We start from the raw sequence: 22,566 nt of genomic DNA, 5'->3' as shown, positions 1-22,566 counted from the left end.
CCAGGTCAGCCCTCCGCGCGCAGCACGGCGGTCATCCGTGGCGGGACCGTGAGGGTGTCGCCGACCAGGCGCGTCGCGCCCGGCTCCCAGGCGGCAGCGAGCCGGAACGCCGCGGCCGGCGGCGCCTTCTTGCCCGCAGCCTCGGCGGGCCGCAGCAGGCTCCCCAGGCGCAGGGCGGCGAGGCCGTGGCCCGTGTTGAGCACGAACGCCAGGCTGCCGCGCAGCACCGCGATGACCGAGCGGTCGGCCGTGGAGCGGATCTCCAGCGGCAGGCCCAGCTCGTCGGCCACGCTCAGCCGGATGGCGACCAGCTCGCGCGCCCAGCGCACCAGCCGCTGATCGTTCTCGTTGCGCGGGACCACCGGCACGTGCACCGTGTCGAGCACGAGCGGGTTGCCCGCGAGGAGGACGGTGGCGAGCACGCTGGCGCGGATGTCGACGTCGTCCACGCCGAGGAGCGCCGTCGCGGGGCTCTCCTCGCCGGCCCATGGCGCGGTGAGCTGGGCGGCGGGGAGCCGGGTGATGTCCTCGACGACGCTCGCGCCGGCCCGGACCCGGTTGCGGCGCCCGCCGTTCTGGCGGGTCGCCCGGCGCACCGCCGGGTGCACCAGGTCGGCGAGCATCTGGAGCGCCTGGAGGTCCTCCGGCCGGCCGGGGCCGGACAGGATGCGGAGCAGGATCGTCGTCAGCCGGTCGCTCCGGCCCGGACCGTCGACGAGCAGGCTGAAGCGGCGATCGAGCTGTTCGCCCATGCCGACCACGTAGTCAGCGAGCTCGCTGAGGAACGGGGTGGGCGAGCGGTCGACGAGCGCGTCGACGTCGAGCACCAGGCCGTCCACGTGGTACTCCCGCAGCCAGTGCCGCGCGTCGTCGGCGAGGAAGTCGCGCGGGCCGCGGCTGCCGCTGCCGTCGAGGTTGATGCGGTCGCCCACGAAGTCGGTGCGGACCGTCGGTGCGGACGGGACCTTGCCAGCCCGTGTGCCGATCGACGGCACCTGCCCGGTCCGGAGCTGGATGGGGCCGGTGCGGGGCCGGTCCAGCGGCACCTGACCGGTCCGTGGGCGCATCGCCTGGAGGGCGTGCTCGCCGGCGTCGCCGACGTCGGTGCGCGGGGCGCGCACCCGGCCGGCCCCGCCCATGACGTACGGCCCGTAGGCCTCCAGCCCGAGCTCGTCGGCCACCGCCCAGCGGTAGGGGATGTCCAGCACGACGGCGAGGCCCGCCGCGTGCGCCGCGTCGACGAAGCGCTGGAGCGCGCGCGGGCCGCCGTACGGCTCGTGCACGGAGTAGAGGCGCACACCGCGCGCCGGGCCGAGCGCCGGGTCGAACGCGGCGACAGGTGCGAGCTCGACGCCGTGCAGCCCGAGCTCCGCCACCCGGGGCAGCAGCGCCGCGGCGGCGTCGAGGGTGCCCTCCGGGGTGAACGTCTCGACGTCGACGTGCATGAGGACGCCCGTGGAGAGGTCGGGCGGCGACCACGCGCCGTCGGTCCACTCGAAGGCCGGGTCGAAGACCCGGGTGGGTCCGTGGATACCTTGCGGCAGCCACACGCTGCGCGGGTCGGGCAGCAGCGGGCCGCCGTCGACCGAGTAGCCGTAGTCGGTGCCGTGCCCGAGCACCCTGTCCGCCCCCCAGTACCCGGGCTCGCCCGCGCCGACGAGGCGCAGCGGCATGTGCTCCGGCTCCTCGTACGGGTCATAGGGCACGAGCACCTCGATGATGCGTGCGCGCGGGGCCCACACCACCGGTCTTGGCCCTGGCACAGGCATATCAGGCCCTGGTCGGGGCGGTGGTGTGGTTCCCCCGGTTCCACTCCTCGGTCCGGTCACGGCGGACAGCCTAGCCCGGCGTTCCGGCTGGGCGGGTCAGCACCACGACACTGCGCCCCGTCACGGTGAGGCCGGTGCCCGCGTCCAGCACCGTTCCCGGCTCCGCGCTGCCGTCGGTGTCCAGCACCACAGTCCACGCCGTCCCGTAGGAACCGGGCGGCAGAGTGAAGTCCAGGGCCCCGGAATGGGCGTTGAGCAGCAGGAGGAAGGAGTCGTCGACCACCGCCTCACCTCGTCCGCCGGTCTCCGTGATCGCGTCCCCGTTGAGGAAGACCGCCACCGTCCGGGCATACGACTGGTGCCAGTCCGTGTCGTCCATCCGGGCGCCGGTGAGGTCGAGCCACTCGATGTCGGCGGGGTCGTCGGCGGCCTTCGGCCCGACTCTCCCGTCGAAGAACCGGCGGCGGTGCAGGATCGGGTGGTCCCGTCGCAGCCGGACCGCGTGGCGGGCGAACTCCAGCAGCGCCGCACGCTCGTCGTCCAGCTCCCAGTTCATCCAGGCGAGCTCGTTGTCCTGGCAGTAGGCGTTGTTGTTGCCCTCCTGGGTGCGCCCGATCTCGTCGCCGTGGGCGATCATCGGCACGCCCTGGCTCAGCATGAGGGTGACCAGGAGGTTGCGGCGCTGGCGGGCGCGCAGCTCCCGGATCTCTGGGTCGTCGGTGGGGCCCTCGACGCCGCAGTTCCAGGACCGGTTGTGGCTCTCGCCGTCCTTGTTGCCCTCCTTGTTGGCGTCGTTGTGCTTCTTGTCGAACGACGTGAGGTCGGCGAGCGTGAAGCCGTCGTGGGCGGTGACGAAGTTGATGGACGCGCTGGGCATCCGCCCGCTGTGCTCGTACAGGTCGCTGGACCCGGTCAGGCGTGAGGCGAACTCCGGCAGGGTCGCGGGCTCCCCGCGCCAGAAGTCGCGCACGGTGTCGCGGTAGCGGCCGTTCCATTCCGTCCACAGGGACGGGAACCCGCCCACCTGGTAACCACCGTCGCCCAGGTCCCACGGCTCGGCGATCAGCTTGACCTGGGAGATCACCGGGTCCTGGTGCACGATGTCGAAGAACGCGCTCAGCCGGTCGACCTCGTGGAACTGGCGGGCCAGCGTGGCCGCCAGGTCGAAGCGGAACCCGTCGACGTGCATCTCCTCGACCCAGTACCGCAGCGAGTCCATGATGAGCTGCAGCACGGCGGGGGAGCGCATGAGCAGCGAGTTGCCCGTGCCGGTGGTGTCGAAGTAGTGCGCGTCGTCGCCGTCGACCAGCCGGTAGTAGGCGGCGTTGTCGATGCCGCGGAAGCCCAGCGTGGGGCCCAGCTGGTTGCCCTCGGCGGTGTGGTTGTAGACGACGTCGAGCAGCACCTCGATGCCCGCCTGGTGCAGCGCCTTGACCATCGCCTTGAACTCCATGACCTGCTCGCCGCGCCGGCCGTAGCCCGCGTACCCGTTGTGGGGGGCGAAGAACCCGATCGTGTTGTAGCCCCAGTAGTTGCTCAGGCCCTTGGCCGCCAGCGACGGGTCGGTGACGAACTGGTGCACCGGCATGAGCTCGATCGCCGTGACGCCCAGCTTGGTCAGGTGCTCGATGACCGCGGGGTGGGCGAGCCCCGCGTACGTGCCGCGCAGCTCGTCGGGGACGTCGGGGTGGCGCATCGTGAGGCCCTTGACGTGCGCCTCGTAGATCACGGTCTCGTGGTACGGCGTGGCCGGCGGGCGGTCGTGGCCCCAGTCGAAGAACGGGTTGACCACCACGGAGACCATGGTGTGGCCGAGGGAGTCGGCGGGGTCCGGCGTCGTGCCGGTGGTGGCCTGAGCCACGTCCGAGAACGGGTAGGAGAACAGGGACGGGTCCCCGTCGAGGTCGCCGTCCACCGCCTTGGCGTAGGGGTCCAGGAGGAGCTTCGCGGGGTTGCAGCGGTGGCCGGCGGCCGGGTCGTACGGCCCGTGCACGCGGTACCCGTACCGCGTCCCTGGGCCGACGCCGGGCAGGTAGACGTGCCACACGTGCGCGTCGGTCTCGGTCACCTCGATACGGGTCTCGGTGTCGTCGTCGGCGAGCAGGCACAGCTCGACCCGCTGTGCCACCGACGAGTAGAGCGTGAAGTTGGTGCCCGTACCGTCGAACGTCGCGCCGAGAGGGTACGGGCGCCCAGGCCAGGTCTGCATCGGACGATCATCACACCCCTGCGGGGTACGTGGGGGGAGATCTGCGCGCTGGGCGTGCCGTGGTCGTGGAGGCTTCGAGGGGATTCAAAATACTGTGCCAAGCGGAGGATGCGAAGACCGGGCGATCTGCGAGGATGAGACCATGATCACGGGGGAACCCCAGCCCGCCACCGACCCTGTCGACCCCGGTCCGACCGACCTGGTCGACGAGTCGAACGCTTCCTACGCCCACATCGCGCCGCCGGCCCACCGCCGCGCCGCAACCCGCCGTGGCCTGCTCGGCGGGGGAGACGTCTCCAAGGCGCCGCGCAACCTCGCCGGCTGCGAGCTCGACCCGATCTCCGGCGCGTCGAGCGGCGTGTCCTGGGACGACCCGGAAGAGCTCTGACGGCCGGCCTCGTCAGCGGGGCAGCCGCTCCGGGTCGACGGGGATGATGCGGGGCATGCCAGCGGGCGCCACCTGGCTCAGCGCCAGGTAGCGGGCCTCGGCCCGGTGCAGGCGGATGTGCTCGTCGAGCGACCACTGCGGCCCGTTGGCCAGAGTCATGCCGCACGAGCAGTCGATCTCCTCGCGATCCCCCGGCAGGTTCCGCACCAGGCCCACGGTGACGTGGGAGGCGCGGGCGTCGGCCTTGGCGCGGTGCATCGCGGCGCTCACGGGGGCGTGTTCGGTCACGCGGGCCAGGTTAGCCGCCCGGTCAGTGCGTGTGCGCGACGCCCAGCTCGTGCATCCGCTCGTGCTCCTCGCGTTCCTTGATGCGCTGTGCGATGCGCTCCTGGACCTCCGCGCGGCGCAGCGGGGGCACCGTCTTCGGCGGCTGGCGGCGTTCCGGCAGCGCGTCGAGCAGGCGCGTCACGATGTCGGTGATCTCCTGCGTGGCCTGCTCCACCGGCTCGCGCGTGGCGTCGCTGACCTTCGTCACGCCGGTGACCTTGCGCACGAACTGCAGGGCCGCCGCGGTGATCTCTTCGTCGGTGGCGGGCGGTTCGAGCCCGCGGAGCGTCGTGATGTTTCGGCACATGCTCCGACCGTACGCCGGGCGACGGTCCCGCGGGAGGGGACCGCCGGCCTCCGGCGTCGGATCAGTCGTTGCCCGCGGCCGTCCCGGTCGCCCGCACCGGGATGGTCGCCGCCAGCGCGGCCGCCACCACCGCGACACCGCAGCCGAGCAGCAGGGCCACCCGGAACCCGGACTCGGTGGGCAGGGTGTGGTCGCCGTACGAGGTGCTCATCCGAGCGAGGACCACGCCGATCACGGCGGCCGCTGTCGAGGTGCCGATGGAGCGCATGAGCGCGTTGAACCCGTTCGCCGCTGCCTTCTCGTCGGCGGGGACGGAGCCGAGGATGAGCGCGGGCATCGCGCCGTAGGCGAACCCGACGCCCGCCGAGGCGACGAACGCCGTGGCGGCGAGGCCGACGAGGCTGTCCATGGCGAGCGCGGACAGGCCGTAGCCGAGCGACATGACGAGGCCACCGAGGACGAAGGTCGTCTTGGGGCCTCGCGCGCGGGTGATGCGGGCGCCGACCGGCGACATGAGGGTCATGGCGATGCCGGCAGGCGCCATCCAGAGGCCCATCTGCAGCATCGACTGGCCGAGGCCGAACCCCGTCTCGGCGGGTGCCTGCATCAGCTGGGGCAGGATGAGCGACTGCGCGTACATCGCGAAGCCGACCAGGATCGAGGCGAGGTTGGTGATCAGGACGGCCGGCCGTGCGGTGGTGCGCAGGTCGACCAGGGCTGCCGGTGTGCGCAGCTCCCACCAGCCCCAGGCGAGGAGGACCAGGACGGACCCGGCGAACAGCCCGAGCACGAGCGGGCTGGTCCAGCCCCACTCGGCGCCCTTGGAGACGGCGAGCAGCAGGGCCACGAGGCCGGCGCTCAGGCCGAGCACGCCGACGTAGTCGAACGGGGTGCGGACCCTGACCCGCGCGGCGGGGGCGGGGATCGTCCGCCAGATGATCACGGCCATCAGGGCTGCGCAGACGGTGATCAGCCAGAACAGGAAGCGCCAGCTCGCGAACTGTGCGACGGCGGCGGCGAAGGGGAGCCCGAAGGCGCCACCGATCCCGAGCGACGAGCTCATCAGGGAGATCGCGCCGGCCGTCCGCTCCTTGGGCAGCAGGTCGTGGAGCATGCTGATCCCGAGCGGGATGAAGCCGGTGGCCAGGCCCTGCAGGCCGCGGCCGGTGACCATCACGGGCACCGTGGTCGCCACGGCGCAGACCGCGGAGCCGACGGCGAGCGGCAGCAAGGAGATCAGGAGCATCTTCTTCTTGCCGTACAGGTCGCCCAGCCGCCCCGCTACGGGGGTCGAGACCGCGGCGACCAGCAGCGTGATCGTGATGATCCAGGACGTGTCCGACGCCGGGGCGTCGAAGATGGCCGGCAGGGTCGCGATGATCGGGACCACGAGGGTCTGGGTCATCGCCACGACGATCCCGCCGATCGCGAGGACGGCGACGATGCGGTTCGGGGGGACCGTCGGGGCGGCGCCGCCGTCCGGCAGGGGCGTGGGGCGGGACGAGGTGGTCGTCACGAGTCTCCTCGGAATAGTTGCTGTGCATCATGCACATTAGGCGTGAGGCTCAGGGTGCCATATCTTGTGCATGATGCATAGCGCCGGTCGGCGCACGCGACCCGGAGGTAGCCGATGACGTCCCCGATCGACCGGATCGAGTACGAGGCCATGCTGTTCGGCCGCCACCTCGCCATGCTTCCCGCAGGCCGTTCGCGCCGGCACGGGGGCCTGCTCGACCAGAGTGCGTACACCCTGCTCAGCCTGCTCGACGCCGGCGGGCCGGCCAGTCTGTCCGAGCTCGCCGGCGCCACCGGCCTCGACGTCTCGACGCTGAACCGGCAGACGGCGGCCCTGCGCGGGGCAGGGCTCGCGGAGCGGTTCGAGGACCCGGAAGGGGGTCAGGCTCGCAAGCTCCGGCTGTCGGACGACGGCCGCCGCCTGCTCACCGAGGAGCGCGAGGCGAGCCAGGTGCTGCTCGCCGAGCTGCTCACCGACTGGCCGGAGCAGGACCAGGCGAAGCTCGCCGAGCTGCTGGCCCGGTACAACCGGGTGATCGAGGAACGGTCCGGGCGGCACTGGCCACGACCGGTTCCCGAAGCTTGAGGCGGTACTGCTGACTGAGGTTCAGCAGGCTGGAACCGGCCGTCATCGAGCAGCAGATGGTCGCCTGTGGCCTGCTGAACGTCAGTCAGCACCGGTCGTCCTCCTTGACGGAAGAATCACTAAGTGATTTAGTCACTTCCATGACTCAAGGTAGAGCCTCGTTCTCCGAGCAGCTCGCTGACGACATCGTGCAGCTGATCCGCTCCGAGAGCCTCGGACCGGGCGACGTGCTCGAGTCCTCCCGCGACCTGGCCAAGCGCTTCGCCGTCACGACCCCGACCGTCCGGGAGGCCCTGCGGCGGCTCGAGGCCACCGGCGTGGTCGAGCTGCGGCACGGCTCCGGGACGTACATCGGGCCCGGCCTCGAGCGGTCGGTCCTGGCCAACCCGCACCGGCCGCACATCACGCGCGCCTCGGTGATCGAGCTCGTCCAGGCCCGCCTCGTCATCGAGCCCGGCATCGCCGCGCTGGCCGCGAGCGCCCGCGACGCCGCTGGGCTGCAGCGCCTGGAGGCCGCCGCTGCGACGGCGCTGCAGCCCCCTGTGCACGGGGTCCGGCCCGCGCTGAACTTCCACGTGGAGCTGGCGGCGGCGTCGGGCAACGGCCTGCTGCGCGAGACGGTGGAGGCGCTGCTGCACGTGCGGGCCCCTGAGCAGACGGAGATCCGGTTCCGGTACGACGACCGCCGGCGGGACCATGCGGAGCACCTCGAGATCCTGGCCGCGGTGCGGGACGGCGACGGTGCGGCGGCCGAGCGTCTCACCCGGACCCACCTGACCACGATCCGGGAGTCGCTCGAGACGGCGGACTTCGGCGGTGCGGCGTCATGACGGCACCGGACCGCCTCGCGGAGATGACGACGCTGGAGGCCGCAGACGCTGTGGCGCGCGGCACGATCGTGCTGATCCCGGCAGGTGCCCTGGAGCAGCACGGCCCGGGCATGGTGCTCGGTACCGACCTGGTGCGGGCCGAGGCGGTCGTCGCGCAGGTTGCCGCGAACCTGGCCGGCCGCGTGGTGGTCGGTCCGTCGATCCCCCTCGGGGTGTCGCCGCACCACATGGCGTTCCCCGGCACGGTGACCCTCACGACGAGCACGTTCGCCGCCGTCGTGCGGGAGTACGTGACGAGCCTGCACACCCACGGCTGGACCCGGTTCCTGGTCGTCACCGGGCACGGCGGCAACAACGCGACGCTGACCACGGTGGCGCAGGACCTCCTCGTGTCGCACCCCGGCGTCCAGCTCGCCTGGTCGCCGCTGACGTCGCTGGCCGGCGACGCCGTGGCGGCCTTGGACCCGAGTGCGGTCCACGGCCACTCCGGCGAGGCCGAGACCGCGCAGATGCTGCACATCGCACCGCACCTGGTGCACCCCGACCGTCTCGAGCCGGGCACCACCACCCCGGACCAGCTCGACGACGTCTCCCGGACCGCGCGCCACCACGCGCAGCCCGCCCTCACCCTCCCGTACGACCGGCTCAGCGGCAACGGGGTGCTCGGTGACCCCCGCCGTGCCACCGCCGAGGACGGCGCCGCGATCGTGCAGGCCATCGTCGGCCGCATCACGACGTTCCTCGAGGAGTGGCTGGCCGCATAGGCCCGGCTCCGCACACCCACCCATACCGAACCCTCGACGCACCTGGCCCGCCAGGTGTCCGTTCCGTCATGCCCGCACCCGCGGGCTGGCACCGAGAAAGGACTCGCATGTCAACGACGACAGCATCATCCGGCCATGGCCGCGCAGGCGGCGCCCCCCGGCGGCTCGGCCGCCGTGCCGCGCTCCTCACTGCGCTGGCGCTCGCGGTCTCGGGCCTGGCCGGCCCGGTCGGCGCCACCACGGTGTCTGCCGCTCCGGTTCCGGCCGGCGCGACGACCCAGCCGTCGGGCAGCGTCGCCCCGGCCGCTGCCGCCCGCCCGGTGCGTTCCGTCGGGTGCGGGACCGACCCTGGCCAGGAGCCTGGCAGCAGCGTGCTGCGCACGCTCACCAGCGACGGGCGGGAGCGGAGCGTGCAGCTGCACCTGCCCGACGGCTACCGGAGCGACCGCGCCTGGCCGGTCGTGCTCGTGTTCCACGGGCGTGGCAACACCGGTGCGGGCACCGAGGCGTTCGCCGGGCTGAACGCCCTGCCCGCGATCGTTGCCTACGGCAACGGCGTGGTCGGCACCGGGGACGGTGACCGGCAGGCCTGGGAGGGCGCGCCGTACTCAGCTCCCGGGGTCGACGACGTCGCCTACGCGAACGACCTGCTGGACACCCTGGAGTCGGACCTGTGCGTGGACTCGCGCCGGGTGTACGCCACCGGCAAGTCCAACGGCGGAGGGTTCGCCGGCATCCTGGCGTGCGAGCTCTCGGACCGGGTCGCCGCCGTCGCGCCGGTGGCCGCGGCGTTCTACGGGACCGGCCATCCGGACTGCGCCCCGCAGCGCCCGGTGCCGGTCATGGAGCTCCACGGCACCAACGACGTGACGATCCCGTACGTCGGGGACGTCGACCGTGGCCTGCCCGCCATCCCGCACTGGGCCGGTGAGTGGGTCGGACGCAACGGGTGCACCACCGGGCCCGAGGTCGAGGCGACCGCCGACGACGTGACCACCTACCGCTGGACCGACTGTGCCGCCGGCGCGGAGGTCACGCAGGTGGCCGTGCTCGGCGGCGGTCACACGTGGCCGGGCGAGGACAGCTACTCCGGCGGCGGGTACGCCACGCACAGCATCGAGGCCCACGAGGTGATGTGGGAGTTCCTGCGGGACGAGCGCCTGCCGGTCCGGTTCCTCGACGAGCGCGGGCAGGGGGCGGCGTCATGACCACCACGTCCAGGCCCGGCACCGCCGGAGGTCCCGGGACCGAGCCGGACCGTCTCCCACGCGTCCTGCGCGCCCTGGCCGTCGTCGAGCGCCTCGGCAACGCGCTGCCGCACCCGTTCTGGCTGTTCTGGATCCTCGCGGTGATCCTCGGCGTGGCCAGCGCCGTCCTCGCGGCCACCGGCGTCTCCGTGGTCTCGCCCGCCGACGGCGAGGAGGTGGTGGTACGGAACCTGTTCAGCGGTGAGGGGCTTGCGATGGCCGTGGAGACGGCCGTCGACAACTTCGCCGGGTTCGGCCCGATGGGCACCATCGTCGCCGTCATCATGGGCGTCGCGATCGCGGAGCGCACCGGCTTCCTCGCGGCGGCCATGAAGGTCTCCGTGTCCCGCGTGCCGGTGTCGTGGGTGGTGTTCGCCGTCGCCTTCGCCGGCACCGTCTCGCACGTCGCGAGCGCCGCCGCGTACATCATCCTGGTGCCGCTGGGCGGGCTGGCGTTCCGGGCGGTGGGCAAGTCGCCGATCCTCGGCATCGTCGTGGCCTACACGTCGATCGCGTCCGGCTACGACGCGAGCCCGATCCCGACGCCGAACGACGCGATCTTCGCCGGCATCACCACGGAGGCCGCGCGGATCATCGACCCGTCGGCCTACGTCTCGCCGGTCAGCAACTGGTTCTTCAACATCGCGTCCTCGCTGCTGCTGGCGACCGTGATCACCCTGGTCACGAAGCTGGTCCTGGCGAAGCGTCCCGACCTCGACGCCGACCCGGACGCCAACCTGGACGACGTCGCGAGCCTCGAGCTCACGGCGCGGGACCGGTCCGCCCTGCGCATGGCCATGCTGGCCGGTGCCGTCGCGCTGGCCGCCATCGTCGCGGCGGTGCTGCCGTCGTCGTCCCCGCTGCGGGGAGAGGACGGGAGCCTCACCGAGTCACCGTTCCTCGGCGGGATCGCGGCCGTCGTCGCTGTCATGTTCGCCCTGGTGGGGACGGTCTACGGCGTCCGGTCCGGGTCGATCGCCCAGGCCGCGGACGTGCCGAGGCTGATGGCGGACGGCGTGCGTCAGATGGCGCCCGTGCTGGTGCTGTTCTTCGCGATCGCCCAGTTCCTGCAGTACTTCACCTGGACCCGCATCGGCGACGTCATCGCCGTGAACTCGGCGAACGCCCTGGAGACCACCGGGGTGCCGATCTGGATCGTGTTCCTGGGGATCCTGGCGCTGCTGTCCCTTGTCAACGTGCTGGTGACGAGCGGCTCGGCGATGTGGGCCATGGCGGCGCCTGTCGTGGTGCCGATGCTCATGCTGCTGGACGTGCCCGCGGAGACCACCCAGGCCCTGTTCCGGATCGCGGACTCGGGGTCAACGGCGATCACGCCGATGAGCCCGTACTTCATCATGGCGCTCGGGTTCCTGCAGCGGTACCGCAAGGACGCGGGCATCGGCACCCTCGCCTCGTACACGCTGCCGCTGGCCGTCTGCATGACGGTCGCCTGGACGCTGCTGTTCTTCGCCTGGTGGGGGCTCGGGATCCCGCTCGGGCCGGGTGCGCCGGTGCGCTGACGGGAGGTGCGGCCTGCGGCCCTGACTCGACGTACCAGGTACGTCGAGTCAGGGCCGCAGGCCCTTGTGGGGCCGCGCGCGGATCAGTCCGGCAGGCCGGCGACCGCGAAGTAGGTGGTGCAGGTGCCGCCCTCCGCGTCGTACCCGGTCGCCAGCTCGAGGAGCTCACCCCGCTCGGGCATGGCCAGCAGGCTCGAGCTGTAGTTGGGGCAGTAGTTGTTCCACGGCTCGTGGATCCGGACCGGAGCGTCGGCCGTGCGCCAGGGGGACTCCGGCGCCGCGTCGTTGGTCATGATCGTCGACCCGTTGCCCGGCTGCACCGTCCCGTCGGCGCCGTACAGCATCTGCCCGACGCCGAGCAGCCGCCCGTCGCCGGTGCCGTCGTCGTACCAGCTGATCGTCGGGGCGTGCCGGAAGTGGGTGCCGTCCACGGTGCGCACGGGGTTGCCGAGGTGGTCGGCGGGGCCCCAGCTGACGCCGTCGGGCGACCGGCGGGTCAGGTGCCGGCAGTCCTGGCCGGGGCCGCAGATCTCGTAGCTCATCAGGTACGTGCCGCTGGGCAGCCGGCGGACCACCGGCATCCCGGGGCGCAGCGCGGGGTCCTGCGCCGCGACGACGTTCTCCAGCGGGGACCAGGTCACCCCGTCCGGTGACGTCGCCTGCACGATCGTCTGGCTGTGCGTCGGCTGCTGGTTCTCGTCGGAGACGTACAGCACGAGCTCACCGTCGGGCGAGACGGCGAACTCCGGTTCCCACAGCCCCTTGGTGCCGGCAGCCGTGGCCGCGGTGGACACGTACTCCCAGGTGCGGCCCTGGTCCTTGCTGGCCCAGACCGGCAGCGTCATGCGGCGAGTGGCCGGGTCCGCCTCCTGGCCCGCCGACGCCGACCAGAGCAGCGTGCCGGCCGCCAGGTCGCCCACGCGCTGGGGCAGCTCGTACAGCGTCGAGCAGCACAGCCCCTCGGCGGCGCCCGGGTCGGAGACCGTACCGATCCGGTCGAACGTGCGGCCGTCGTCGGTGCTGGAGAAGATCGCGCCGTGCCCGGCGCCGCCGGCGAAGGTGACGGCGCTGGCGATGATGGTGCCGTTCGCTTCCCCGGAGTGCTCCAGCCGGATGGCGCGGGGGTAGAGGGCCGGGCCCTCCATCAGGCGGGTCCCGTTCTCCGCACCTCCTGGCGGTGGTGCTGTCCCGCCGGGGTCGATGGCGGTAGCGGGCGCGACGGCGGTGGCCAGCGTGAGGGCGGCGAGCGCCAGGACCGTGAACAAGCGTCGTGCAACAGGCATGCGTTGGCACCTCTCGGATCGGCTCTGATCTCGAACAGTGGTGGGTCGGTCGGCCGCGTCGACGGGCGACCGCCGTCACCGTAGGCGCCCGATCGCACGTGAGTCAACGTTGCATCAGTCCGTTGCGCGCCGAGAACCCCAGCCGTTCGTAGAACGGGACCGCCGAGTCCCGGGCGTCCAGCGTGAGCTTCCGGACCCCCAGGCCGTCGGCCGCCGCGCAGATCGCCTCCATCAGCCGGCGCCCGATGCCGCTGCCCTGGTGCTCCGGCAGCACGAAGACGCTCTGCACGTCGCCCGAGCGACGCACGAGGTCGCCGGGGTTGGGCGCGCGTTCGAACACCGCCAGCCAGGCCATCCCGACCAGGTCGCCGTCCAGGACCGCGATCTGGCAGACCGACCGCTCGCCGCGCTCCTCCATCCACCGCCGGAGCGCCCCGGCGAACTCCCTGGCCTCGTCGTCGCTCGGCGTGCGGTCAGGGACCGCCCAGCGCCAGCGCAGCGCGGCTAGCGCGGGAGCGTCGTCGGGGGTCGCGGCTCTGACGAGGAGGTCTGCTGCCATGGCGCCAGCCTGGCACGCGACGGGACGCGAAGGTCCGCCGCGATCATGCGGTCAGGCCCGGATCCGGGCCGTGGACCAGGCCTGATCGCATCCTGGAGGCGGACCTTCGGCTCGGGCGCCGCATAGGATCAGTCGTGTGAGCTTGCCGCGGTCGAGGAACCACCAGATCGCCGTGCTGGTGCTCGAGGGTGCCAAGCCGCTCGACGTCGGCATCCCCGCGCAGGTGTTCTCCAACCGGCCGAGCATGCCCTACGAGGTGCGGGTCTGCGGCGCGGCGCCCGGGCTGGTGACCGGCGGCGACGGCCTCTCGTACCACGTGGCCGAGGGGCTGGACGCCCTCGAACGTGCGGACACCGTGTTCGTCCCCGGCTACCGGACGCCGGCCGCCGCCGACCCGCCCGCCGTCGTCGTCGACGCGCTCAAGCAAGCCCACGACCGCGGTGCCCGGCTCGCCGCCATCTCGACGGGAGCGTTCGCGCTGGCCGCGACAGGTCTGCTCGACGGCAAGCGGGCGACCACCCACTGGCACTACACGAGGGCGCTCCGCGAGCGCCATCCGCTCGTGCAGGTGGACGAGAACGTGCTGTTCGTGGACGAGGGCGGCGTGCTGACGTCGGCGGGCGCGGCGTCGGGCATCGACCTGTGCCTGCACCTGGTGCGGCGCGACCACGGCGTCGGACTGTCCAACCATGTGGCCAGACGGCTGGTGGCCGCGCCGTACCGCAGCGGGGGACAGGCGCAGTACGTCCCGCGCAGCGTTCCCGAGCCGCTCGGCGACGTGTTCGCCGACACCCGTGCGTGGGCCCTGGAGCATCTGGCCGAGCCGCTGACGCTCGCCGCGCTCGCGCGCAACGCGCGGGTCTCGGCGCGCACCTTCTCGCGGCGGTTCGTTGAGGACACCGGGTATACGCCGATGCAGTGGGTGCTGCGGGCGCGGGTGGACCTGGCGCGGGAGCTGCTGGAGCGAAGCGACCTGGGCGTCGAGCAGGTCGCGCACCGGGTGGGGCTTGGCACTGCTGCCAACTTGCGCCTGCACTTCCACCGGATCCTTGGCACGTCGCCGACGGAGTACCGGCACACGTTCTCCGCCTGAGCCGGAGGTGCAGCGCAGGGTGCGGGCCGAGGAACGAGGCACACGCCCGGAGCGGAACCGCAGACTCAGGCGGCAAACAGGTAGGGCCTGAGCGGTGGCGGGATCCTTGCGCGCGGTGGCGTCATGTCTGGCACGTTCCTTGCGCACCATGGCGTTCCAGCCGCTTTCGAAGATGAGTCAGGCGGCCGAGCATGGAGGCATGACACGTATCGCCATCAACGGCTTCGGCCGCATCGGCCGTAACTCCCTTCGTGCCCTGCTCGAGCGCGAGAGCGACCTCGAGGTGGTCGCCATCAACGACCTCACCGCCCCGGACGCGCTCGCGCACCTGCTCAAGTACGACAGCGCGCTCGGCCGTCTCGGCCGCCCGGTCGAGGTCGACGGCGACGTGCTCGTCGTCGACGGCCACCGAATCAAGGTGCTGGGCGAGCGCGAGCCCGCCAAGCTGCCCTGGGCTGAGCTCGGCGTCGACATCGTGCTCGAGGCGACCGGCCGGTTCACCTCGGCCGACGCCGCCCGCGCGCACCTCGACGCCGGCGCCCGGAAGGTGCTCGTCAGCGCGCCCTCGGCCGGCGCCGACGTCACGCTCGCCTACGGCGTGAACACGGACGTCTACGACCCGGCCGCGCACGTGATCGTCTCGAACGCGTCGTGCACCACGAACGCGCTGGCCCCGCTGGCCTCCGTCCTGGACGACCTGGCCGGTATCGAGCACGGCTTCATGACCACCGTGCACGCCTACACGCAGGAGCAGAACCTGCAGGACGGGCCGCACCGGGACCTGCGCAGGGCGCGTGCGGCCGCCGTCAACATCGCGCCGACGACGACGGGTGCCGCCAAGGCGATCGGCCTGGTGCTGCCGAACCTGAACGGCAAGCTCTCGGGCGACTCGATCCGCGTGCCCGTCCCCGTGGGCTCGCTCGTGGAGCTGAACACGACGGTCTCGCGTGAGGTCACCCGTGACGAGGTGCTCGCGGCCTACCGCACGGCGGCCGACGGCAAGCTCAAGGGCATCCTCGACTACTCCGACGAGCCGCTGGTCTCCAGCGACATCACCGGCGAGCCGGCGTCCGCGATCTTCGACGCCGCGCTGGTCCGCGTCGAGGGCAAGCACGTCAAGGTCGTTGCCTGGTACGACAACGAGTGGGGCTTCTCCAACCGCGTGATCGACACCCTGGAGCTGCTCGCGCGCGGCTGAGCGACCGACGCTCGGACGCGTGGTCGGCAAGACGTCAGGTGATCGGCACCTCGAGGTGCCGATCACCTGACGTCTTACCGACCACGTGTGAGAGCCGTGACCACCCAGCGCTTCTGATGCCGGGTCTCTACCGCGCGGCGGTGATAGTGCGTGCGGACCCAGGCCACGGCGTCGTCGGGCGCAACCCCGCTGAGGACGGCAAGGACCGCCAGTGCGGTGCCGGTCCTGCCGACCCCGCCGCCGCAGGCGATCTCGACCCGTTCGGACTCTGCTCGCGTGTGGGCCTCCCGCAGCGCGGCGACGGCCTGCTCCGTCGAGTCGGGCAGCCGGAAGTCGCGCCAGCGGACCCACCGGTACTCCCGATCGGGCCGTGGGTCCCTGCCGAGCAGGTAGACCGCGAAGTCCGGGGGAGGGGCATCCCGCCGGGGACGGCGCAGGCCCGTGCCGCGCAGGCGCCTGCCGTCCGGCAGCTCGACGACGCCGTCGATCAGGTCCCACTGGTTCATCGCCCCAGCGTAGTGAGCCGCGCACCGATGAGTACCGCGGTTCTCCGCAGTCTTATGGTCAGGAAAACCGGAGGGAGAGGGCAATGAGCAAGGTCTTCACGCACATGACGATGTCGCTGGACGGGTTCATCGCGGACCCGGACGACGGCATCGAGGATCTCTTCGACTGGTACGGCGCGGGTGACGTGGTCGTGCCGAGTGCCAACGAGGACGTCTCGCTCACGGTGGACGAGGCGAGCGCGGGGATGCTGCGCGACCTGACCGAGGGCGTCGGTGCCCTCGTCTCGGGCCGGCGGCTGTTCGACATCACCGACGGGTGGGGCGACAAGCACCCCGTCGGCGCCCCCGTCGTCGTGGTCACGCACCGCACCCCTGAGGACGCGGGCCGGTGGCCGCGGACGACGTTCCTCGGCGACGTCGGAACCGCGATCGGGCGCGCCAAGGAGATCGCAGACGGCAAGGACGTCACCATCGCGAGCGCGAGCGTGGCCCAGCAGGCGATCATGCTTGGGCTGGTGGACGAGGTGTGCGTCAGCCTCGCCCCCGTGCTGCTGGGCGAGGGGATCCCGTACTTCGCGAACCTCGGCGCACGTGTCCTGCTGGAGGACCCCGTCGCCGTCCAGGGGCGCCGCGCGCTGCACCTGAGGTACCCGGTGCGGCGCTGAGCGCCCCCCCGGCCGGCACGGACGCCGGCCAGGGGGCGCTCGCCGCGGGGACTCAGCCGCGGGGACTCAGAAGGTCCAGCGCTGCGTCTCCGCACCGGAGCAGGCGCGGATCTCGAGCCGCTGACCGTCGCGCAGGGGAGCGCCTCCGACCGCCGTCAGGCACTTGCCGGACTGAGGGTTCACGAGTGCCCGGGTGGCGGACTGGTACGTCCAGCTCTGGGCACCCGTGCCGTTGCAGGTCCACAGCTGCACGACGGCGCCGTCGGCGGTGCTGCCGCCCGAGATGTCCATGCACCTGCCCAGGGCGCTGATGGTCGACCCGGACCGCGTCCAGGTCTGGGCCGCGTTGCCGCTGCAGTTCGCGATCTGCAGCGGGTTGCCGTCGTGCGAGTCGGCCCACGGGACGTCCACGCACATCCCGTTCGCCGCGTGCACCGGGCCGGTGCCCTGCGGCAGGGTCGACCCGTCGCCGCCACCGCCGTCGCCCCCGCCGCCGTCGGAGCCGGCGATGGGGGTAGCGGCGCCCTGGAACGGGTCGAGCTGCATGTAGGCCGCCGTGGGGTTGCCGTCGTGGACCAGCGACTCCTGCGCCAGGACGTCGTCGAACGCGAAGCCGTAGGCCTTGCCGTTCGCCATCTGCTCGTGGATGTACTTCGCGTAGTAGTCGGTCACGGACTCCTGGTAGAAGCCGGACGTGCTGGTGCCGGGCTGGGTGGTGGTGGTCAGCAGCGTCGTGCGGTGGAAGCCTGCGCACAGCGTGCGGGCGATGGCACCGATGTCGTTGTTCGGTGCCGCCAGGTCCTTGTAGCAGCCGAAGATCGAGTCGCTCGACGGCTTGCGGAACTCCGTGACGTAGGCGCCCGAGGCGTTCGTGAACCGCATGACGCCGTTCTGCACGCGGCCGGTGAACCGAGCGGCCGGGTCGTACGAGTACGGCGCGACGGTGAGGGGTTCGTTCGCGTACTTGGCCCACACCCGGTCGACGTAGCCGGCCATCATGTTCGCGTCCATCTGCCCGGTCTCTATCGCGTGGCCGGGGGCGAGGATGCGCAGCAGGGAGCCGTCGGGAGCGTGCTGCTCCAGGTTGCTCCAGCCCGGTGTGCCGTTCAGGGCGTTGAGGACGTTGGTGTAGCCGTCGGGCTTCAGCATGCCGGTGCTGATCACCGTGCCGTCACCCTTCTTCAGGCCCGTCTGGTAGGGGGCGGAGAGGAAGTCGACCTGGGTGCTGTTGATCCACAGGCCGTCGTCGTTGAGCGTGAACTCGGTCCAGGCGAACAGCTTGTTGCGGTTCGGGTCCTGCGGGTTCTGCACCGCCGGCTGGACCAGCCGGCCGTCGTTGACGATCTTGAACGACAGCTTGCTGCCGTACGAGAAGTACACCCGGCCGGACAGCTTGGGCAGCTGGATGGTCATCGACTGCCCGTCCCGCGGGCCGGCGATCGACGCGTCGGGAGCGTCGACGGGCGTTCCGCCCACCGTGGGCCACTGGTGGAACGCGCCGCCCGCGTCGGACCAGCCGAGCCGGCCCTCGCCGGGAGTACCGAGCACGTAGATGAAGACCTGGTCGCCGCGACCGGAGTCGTTGGTGATGGTCATGGGGATCGTGGCAGGGACCGCAGTGGCGGGCGGTGGCTGCGTGACGACGAGGGCGGTAGCGGTGACGGCGAGCGTGCCGAGCACCGCCACGGCCCTCAGGAGCCTGCGGAATCTGGGTCTGGGACGCGACATGGGAGATCTCCTCGTGTTCCGTTCGGTACGTCGTTGTACTTACTGGACTGTCAGCAAAATGGATATTAGTGAGGAATCCTGCCTATGTCACTAGCCGGGCGCGATCTCGTGAGTCGGCGGCCATCCGGCTAGCCTCGGTGGGGTGGACCTCAACAAGCCGCACCACCGCAGTCTCGACGTCGGCGGGCTGGAGATCTTCTACCGGGAGGCCGGCGCGAGGGACCTGCCCTGCGTCCTGCTGCTGCACGGCTTCCCCAGCTCCTCCCACAGCTTTCGGCAGGTGCTCTCGCCGCTGGCGGAGGTGAGCCGCGTCGTCGCGCCGGACCTACCGGGATTCGGGTTCTCCGCCGCGCCCGGTGTCGACGAGTACGACTACACGTTCGCCAACCTGGCAGACACCGTCGAGGCGTTCCTCGACCAGCTCGGGGTGGACGAGTTCTTCGTCTACCTGCACGACTTCGGCGCTCCGGTCGGCTACCACCTCGCCACACGGCACCCCGATCGCGTCCTCGGGCTCATCGTGCAGAACGGCAACGCCCACGAGGACGGGCTGGGCAGCCAGTGGGACAGCGCGAGGGCGTACTGGGCCGACCCCTCGGAGGCCAACCGCGGACGACTGCCCGAGTGGCTCAACTTCGAGGGCGTCCGCGACGAGTACGTGAGCGGGGTGCCGGAGCGGGTGCGGGTGCTCCAGCCGCCCGAGTCCTGGCACCTGGACTGGGAGCGGATGTCGCGGCCCGGCAACCTGGAGGCCCAGTTCCGGCTGTTCCGCGACTACGCGAACCACGTCGCCCGGTTCGGCGAGCTGGCCGACTACCACCGGACCCACCAGCCGCCGTGCCTGGTGCTCTGGGGGCGCCACGACGCGTACTTCGACCTGGCCGAGATCATGGGCTACGCGAGGGTCCTCGACCGGCTGGAGCTACACGTCTACGACGCCGGCCACATGCTGCTGGAGACCCACTCGCCGGAGTGCGTGGCGGTGATGGCGGCGTTCGTCGGAGACGTCACCGCTGGCACCGGTGTCGGCGGCCCGTTGTGAGCTGGTGGGTCCGGCGTCGTCGGGTGCCGAACCGCAACATACGGGTTGGCCTGGGCGGGCTGCTGGCGCCGAACCGCAAGGTGTGCGTGGGCTTGAGGGGCTTGCTGGCGCCGAACCGCAAGGTGCGCGTGGGCTTGAGGGCCGAGCCGCAAGAAGCACGTGCCTGCACGCCCGGATCGACGTGTAGGTTTCGGCTCGGCACCCGGGGCGACCGGTAAGTTGCGGTTCGACGTCGGTGGCTTGCCGGGGTGACCAGCAACTTGCGGCTCGGCCCCGGCTCGGCCCCGGGTCAGCTGACCTCCAGCTGGTCCCCCCAGGAGTCCCGCACCGACACGTCTGGGCAGACGAAAGACCCCCCGACTCAGCGTTTCCGCTGGTCGGAGGGCCTTCTCTCACGGTGGGCGATACTGGGATCGAACCAGTGACCTCTTCGGTGTGAACGAAGCGCGCTACCCCTGCGCCAATCGCCCGTGCTGCCAGCCCCGTAGGGCGTGCGTGGACGATATTAGCCTGCTTCGAGCGCGGATGCGAAATCCAGACCGCCCGGTCGGGTCAGGGATCGATCCGCTCGCGCATGTTCCGCTCGAACAGGTCGCGCGCGGCGCTCGACAGCTCGCCGACCTTCAGGTCGACGCCGTCCAGCCAGGCCGTCGGCTGCACGTTCCGCACCGATCCTGTCAGCAGCATCCGAGCCTCACCGGCGGCTACCTGGTCGAGCACCGAGAACGGCAGCTCGCCGTCCTTGGCCTCGCGCACGGGCAGCCCCGCCTCGGCGCCCCACTCCAGCAGCAGCTCGCGCGTGATGCCGGCCAGGCAGCCCACGCTGAGCGGGGGAGTGACGAGCTCGCCACCGATCTCGATGAACACGTTCGAGCCCGTGCCCTCGCACAGCTCGCCCCGGGTGTTCGCGAACACGGACTCGTCGCCGCCCTTGGCCGTCGCATCCGCGAGCGCCACGACGTTCTCGGCGTAGGACGTCGTCTTGAGCCCCGCGACCGCGCTGTTCTCGTTGCGGGTCCAGGGGGAGCGCGCGGCACGTCCGGTGGGTACGACGACGGCGGGGGTCGCCGCCACGATCACCGTCTGCGGCCCGGCCGACCGGCCGGAGCCGAGCGGCCCGACGCCGTCGGTCACGGTGATGCGCAGGCGCCCGGCGTCGGGCGCGGCGGCGAGGACGGCGTCGACGCCACCGCGCACCTTGTGCAGGTCGAGGTCCGCCATCCCCATGCCGGCCGCCGACCGCTCCAGGCGGGCGAGATGTCGCGTCAGCGCGAACGCGTGACCGCCGAGGACGGCGCACGTCTCGAAGACGCCGTCGCCGACAGTGATGCCGTGGTCGACCGCGCTGAGCGCGGCCTCGTCGGGCGCGACCATGCGCCCCTCTGTCCAGATGACCGTCATGACGTCCAGTCTGTCACCGGCGCAGCGTCACGTGCGTGACCTCGGGCGTGTGCCGCACGGAGGTCGAGGTGAACTCGATGGGCGGCACGCCGTCGAACACGCGCGTGCCCGAGCCGAGGGTGAACGGCACGACGTGCAGCCGCAGCTCGTCGATGTGCCCGGCGGCGAGGTACTCGTTGAGGGTGGTGGCCCCGCCCGTGATGGAGATGTCACCGTCGCCCGCGGCGGCCCGGGCCTGCTCCAGGGCGCTCTCCGCGCCGTCCGTGATGAAGTGGAACGTGGTGCCGCCCTCCATCGGGATGGGGTCGCGCGCGTGGTGGGTGAGGACGAAGACCGGCGCGTGGTACGGCGGGTTGTCGCCCCACCAGCCCTTCCAGTCCAGGTCCCACGGTCCGCGGCCTGGGGAGAACATGTTGCGCCCCATGATGTACGCGCCCGCGCCGACGATGGCGTCCACCTCTGCCTTGTGCGCGTCCCCGTGCTCGAACATCCAGGTGTGCAGGCGCTCGCCGGCGAGCGGCCCGAACGGGTGCTCGAGGCTCTGGTCGTGCCCGGCGGAGTAGCCGTCGAGCGACACTGCCATATCTGCTTTGACGATTCCCATACCTGTAGGACGACGGAGGCCGGTGCGACTCATCGATCCGCGACTCACTCGCGGGCGAGGCGCTCGATCTCCATGACCGCGTTCTCTCCGAGCCGGCCCAGCTCGTTACCCATGGACCCAGCGATGTGTGGTGTGAGCAGCACGTTCGGCAGGGTCCACAGCGGATGGTCCGCCGGCAGCGGCTCGGGCTCGGTGACGTCGAGGATCGCGTCGATCCGTCCGGTGGCGAGCTCGGCGACGAGCGCGTCGGTGTCCACCAGGGCGCCGCGGGCGGTGTTGACGAGGGTGGCGCCGTCGGGCAGGAGGGCGAGCCTGCGCGCGTCGATCATCCGCTGTGTCGCGGGGACGTCGGGTGCGTGGACCGAGACCACCGTGCACGTGGCCATCAGCTCGTCGAGCTCGACCTTGTGCACGCCCAGGTGCTGCGCGTCGTCGTCGGTCAGGTAGGGGTCGAAGACCGATATCGCCAGGTCGAACGGCTTCAGCAGCTCGATCGTCTGCCGGCCGATGCACGAGGCCCCGACGATGCCCACGCGGCGGCCGTGGTTCCCGGCGTGCGGGAAGGCCTGCTCCCGGTCGATGAGGGCGCGCCGCTCGGCGTAGAGCCGGGCGGCCGGCAGGGTCTGCTTGCCCGCCAGGAGGATGAGCGCGAGCGAGAGCTCGGCGACCGGGCGCCCGTTCGCGGCGCGGGCATCGGTCAGCGTCATCCGGCGTTCGAGGGCTGCGGGGCCCAGCAGGTGCGTGGCGTTCCCGCCCGTGTGCACGACGGCGCGCAGCCGCGGTGCCGTGGCCAGCACGGCGTCGGAGAGGAAGCCGGCACCCCAGCCGGTGACGAGGACGTCGCAGTGCTCCAGCGCCCGGCGGGCCGCCGGGGTCGTCAGCTCCTCCAGCACCTCGGGCCAGACCTCTGCCGCGGCGTCGAGCCGGCGGCGGGCGGCATCGTCGAAGAGTCGTTCCGCGAGCGCCGTCGGACGCATCGCGAGCACGACGTTGAGTGGTTCCATCCCGACCTCCTTGTCCGTGGC

The 22,566-nt window shown here is 71.9% G+C and carries 22 protein-coding genes and 1 tRNA gene; 10 read left to right on the top strand and 13 right to left on the bottom strand.

What is annotated here, in order from left to right:
* Nucleotides 1-5 precede the first annotated feature (5 nt).
* A complete protein-coding gene (locus APR04_RS13955; protein ID WP_253871182.1) occupies nt 6-1,763 on the bottom strand; it encodes an alpha-amylase family protein in 1,758 nt (585 codons plus the stop codon).
* 76 nt (nt 1,764-1,839) lie between these two features.
* A complete protein-coding gene (gene glgX / locus APR04_RS13950) occupies nt 1,840-3,978 on the bottom strand; it encodes a glycogen debranching protein GlgX (RefSeq protein ID WP_253871181.1) in 2,139 nt (712 codons plus the stop codon).
* A gap of 142 nt (nt 3,979-4,120) precedes the next feature.
* On the opposite strand from glgX, the gene APR04_RS13945 reads away from it, so the two are divergent.
* The gene (locus APR04_RS13945) at nt 4,121-4,366 is read left to right on the top strand and encodes a hypothetical protein (RefSeq protein WP_253871180.1); all 246 of its coding nucleotides are present in this window, start codon (nt 4,121-4,123) and stop codon (nt 4,364-4,366) included.
* A gap of 12 nt (nt 4,367-4,378) precedes the next feature.
* Here APR04_RS13945 and APR04_RS13940 read toward each other — a convergent pair whose 3' ends face one another.
* From APR04_RS13940 to APR04_RS13930, 3 genes are all read right to left on the bottom strand, one after another.
* A complete protein-coding gene (locus tag APR04_RS13940; protein WP_372496108.1) occupies nt 4,379-4,654 on the bottom strand; it encodes a hypothetical protein in 276 nt (91 codons plus the stop codon).
* 22 nt (nt 4,655-4,676) lie between these two features.
* The gene (locus APR04_RS13935; RefSeq protein ID WP_253871179.1) at nt 4,677-5,000 is read right to left on the bottom strand and encodes a DUF2277 domain-containing protein; all 324 of its coding nucleotides are present in this window, start codon (nt 4,998-5,000) and stop codon (nt 4,677-4,679) included.
* A gap of 61 nt (nt 5,001-5,061) precedes the next feature.
* Nucleotides 5,062-6,516, bottom strand: a complete 1,455-nt coding sequence (locus tag APR04_RS13930; RefSeq protein ID WP_253871178.1) for an MFS transporter — start codon at nt 6,514-6,516, stop codon at nt 5,062-5,064.
* 114 nt (nt 6,517-6,630) lie between these two features.
* Here APR04_RS13930 and APR04_RS13925 point away from each other — a divergent pair, with 114 nt between their 5' ends.
* The 5 genes from APR04_RS13925 (at nt 6,631) to APR04_RS13905 (ending at nt 11,462) form a co-directional block, all read left to right on the top strand.
* On the top strand, nt 6,631-7,101 hold the full coding sequence (locus APR04_RS13925; protein ID WP_253871177.1) for a MarR family winged helix-turn-helix transcriptional regulator: 471 nt from the start codon (nt 6,631-6,633) through the stop codon (nt 7,099-7,101).
* Nucleotides 7,102-7,241: 140 nt separating this feature from the next.
* The gene (locus tag APR04_RS13920) at nt 7,242-7,931 is read left to right on the top strand and encodes a FadR/GntR family transcriptional regulator (RefSeq protein WP_253871176.1); all 690 of its coding nucleotides are present in this window, start codon (nt 7,242-7,244) and stop codon (nt 7,929-7,931) included.
* Nucleotides 7,928-8,695 carry a creatininase family protein gene (locus APR04_RS13915; protein WP_253871175.1) on the top strand — a complete coding sequence of 256 codons (768 nt, stop codon included), beginning with the start codon at nt 7,928-7,930 and terminating at the stop codon, nt 8,693-8,695. Before APR04_RS13920 ends, APR04_RS13915 begins: the two co-directional genes overlap by 4 nt.
* A gap of 107 nt (nt 8,696-8,802) precedes the next feature.
* The gene (locus tag APR04_RS13910) at nt 8,803-9,903 is read left to right on the top strand and encodes a CE1 family esterase (RefSeq protein WP_253871173.1); all 1,101 of its coding nucleotides are present in this window, start codon (nt 8,803-8,805) and stop codon (nt 9,901-9,903) included.
* Complete coding sequence (locus APR04_RS13905; protein ID WP_253871172.1) at nt 9,900-11,462, top strand: AbgT family transporter; 1,563 nt, start codon at nt 9,900-9,902, stop codon at nt 11,460-11,462. The genes APR04_RS13910 and APR04_RS13905 overlap by 4 nt, the downstream gene beginning before the upstream one ends.
* An 83-nt stretch (nt 11,463-11,545) precedes the next feature.
* On the opposite strand, the gene APR04_RS13900 is transcribed toward APR04_RS13905, so the two are convergent.
* Complete coding sequence (locus tag APR04_RS13900) at nt 11,546-12,745, bottom strand: sialidase family protein (protein ID WP_253871171.1); 1,200 nt, start codon at nt 12,743-12,745, stop codon at nt 11,546-11,548.
* A 103-nt stretch (nt 12,746-12,848) separates the two neighbouring features.
* Nucleotides 12,849-13,304 (bottom strand): GNAT family N-acetyltransferase, encoded by a 456-nt coding sequence (locus tag APR04_RS13895; RefSeq protein WP_253871170.1) that lies wholly within the window; start codon nt 13,302-13,304, stop codon nt 12,849-12,851.
* Nucleotides 13,305-13,440: 136 nt separating this feature from the next.
* Between APR04_RS13895 and APR04_RS13890 the strand changes: the two genes are divergently transcribed.
* Nucleotides 13,441-14,397, top strand: a complete 957-nt coding sequence (locus APR04_RS13890; RefSeq protein ID WP_253871169.1) for a GlxA family transcriptional regulator — start codon at nt 13,441-13,443, stop codon at nt 14,395-14,397.
* A 199-nt stretch (nt 14,398-14,596) separates the two neighbouring features.
* Nucleotides 14,597-15,595: a type I glyceraldehyde-3-phosphate dehydrogenase gene (gene gap / locus APR04_RS13885; protein WP_253871168.1), complete on the top strand. Its 999-nt coding sequence runs from the start codon at nt 14,597-14,599 to the stop codon at nt 15,593-15,595.
* Between the two features lie 74 nt (nt 15,596-15,669).
* Here the strand turns inward: gap and APR04_RS13880 are convergent, their stop codons facing one another.
* Nucleotides 15,670-16,101 (bottom strand): protein-tyrosine phosphatase family protein, encoded by a 432-nt coding sequence (locus tag APR04_RS13880; RefSeq protein WP_253871167.1) that lies wholly within the window; start codon nt 16,099-16,101, stop codon nt 15,670-15,672.
* Nucleotides 16,102-16,184: 83 nt separating this feature from the next.
* Here APR04_RS13880 and APR04_RS13875 point away from each other — a divergent pair, with 83 nt between their 5' ends.
* Nucleotides 16,185-16,766 carry a dihydrofolate reductase family protein gene (locus tag APR04_RS13875; protein WP_253871165.1) on the top strand — a complete coding sequence of 194 codons (582 nt, stop codon included), beginning with the start codon at nt 16,185-16,187 and terminating at the stop codon, nt 16,764-16,766.
* Nucleotides 16,767-16,832: 66 nt separating this feature from the next.
* Here APR04_RS13875 and APR04_RS13870 read toward each other — a convergent pair whose 3' ends face one another.
* On the bottom strand, nt 16,833-18,494 hold the full coding sequence (locus tag APR04_RS13870) for a beta-1,3-glucanase family protein (RefSeq protein ID WP_253871163.1): 1,662 nt from the start codon (nt 18,492-18,494) through the stop codon (nt 16,833-16,835).
* Between the two features lie 142 nt (nt 18,495-18,636).
* On the opposite strand from APR04_RS13870, the gene APR04_RS13865 reads away from it, so the two are divergent.
* Nucleotides 18,637-19,536, top strand: coding sequence for an alpha/beta fold hydrolase (locus tag APR04_RS13865; protein ID WP_253871161.1), 900 nt, complete (start codon nt 18,637-18,639; stop codon nt 19,534-19,536).
* Between the two features lie 398 nt (nt 19,537-19,934).
* Here the strand turns inward: APR04_RS13865 and APR04_RS13860 are convergent.
* From APR04_RS13860 to APR04_RS13845, 4 genes are all read right to left on the bottom strand, one after another.
* Nucleotides 19,935-20,006: transfer RNA gene (locus APR04_RS13860), tRNA-Val, on the bottom strand.
* A gap of 82 nt (nt 20,007-20,088) precedes the next feature.
* Nucleotides 20,089-20,937 (bottom strand): aminotransferase class IV, encoded by an 849-nt coding sequence (locus APR04_RS13855; protein WP_253871159.1) that lies wholly within the window; start codon nt 20,935-20,937, stop codon nt 20,089-20,091.
* A gap of 13 nt (nt 20,938-20,950) precedes the next feature.
* Nucleotides 20,951-21,541 carry a dihydrofolate reductase family protein gene (locus APR04_RS13850; protein ID WP_253871157.1) on the bottom strand — a complete coding sequence of 197 codons (591 nt, stop codon included), beginning with the start codon at nt 21,539-21,541 and terminating at the stop codon, nt 20,951-20,953.
* 44 nt (nt 21,542-21,585) lie between these two features.
* Nucleotides 21,586-22,545, bottom strand: a complete 960-nt coding sequence (locus tag APR04_RS13845) for a hydroxyacid dehydrogenase (protein ID WP_253871155.1) — start codon at nt 22,543-22,545, stop codon at nt 21,586-21,588.
* Nucleotides 22,546-22,566: the final 21 nt, after the last annotated feature.

It is taken from the genome of Promicromonospora umidemergens, from assembly GCF_024171995.1.
Classification (GTDB): domain Bacteria; phylum Actinomycetota; class Actinomycetes; order Actinomycetales; family Cellulomonadaceae; genus Promicromonospora; species Promicromonospora umidemergens.
Note: the sequence above shows the minus strand (reverse complement) of the source record. Positions and strands in the feature narration are given on the sequence as shown.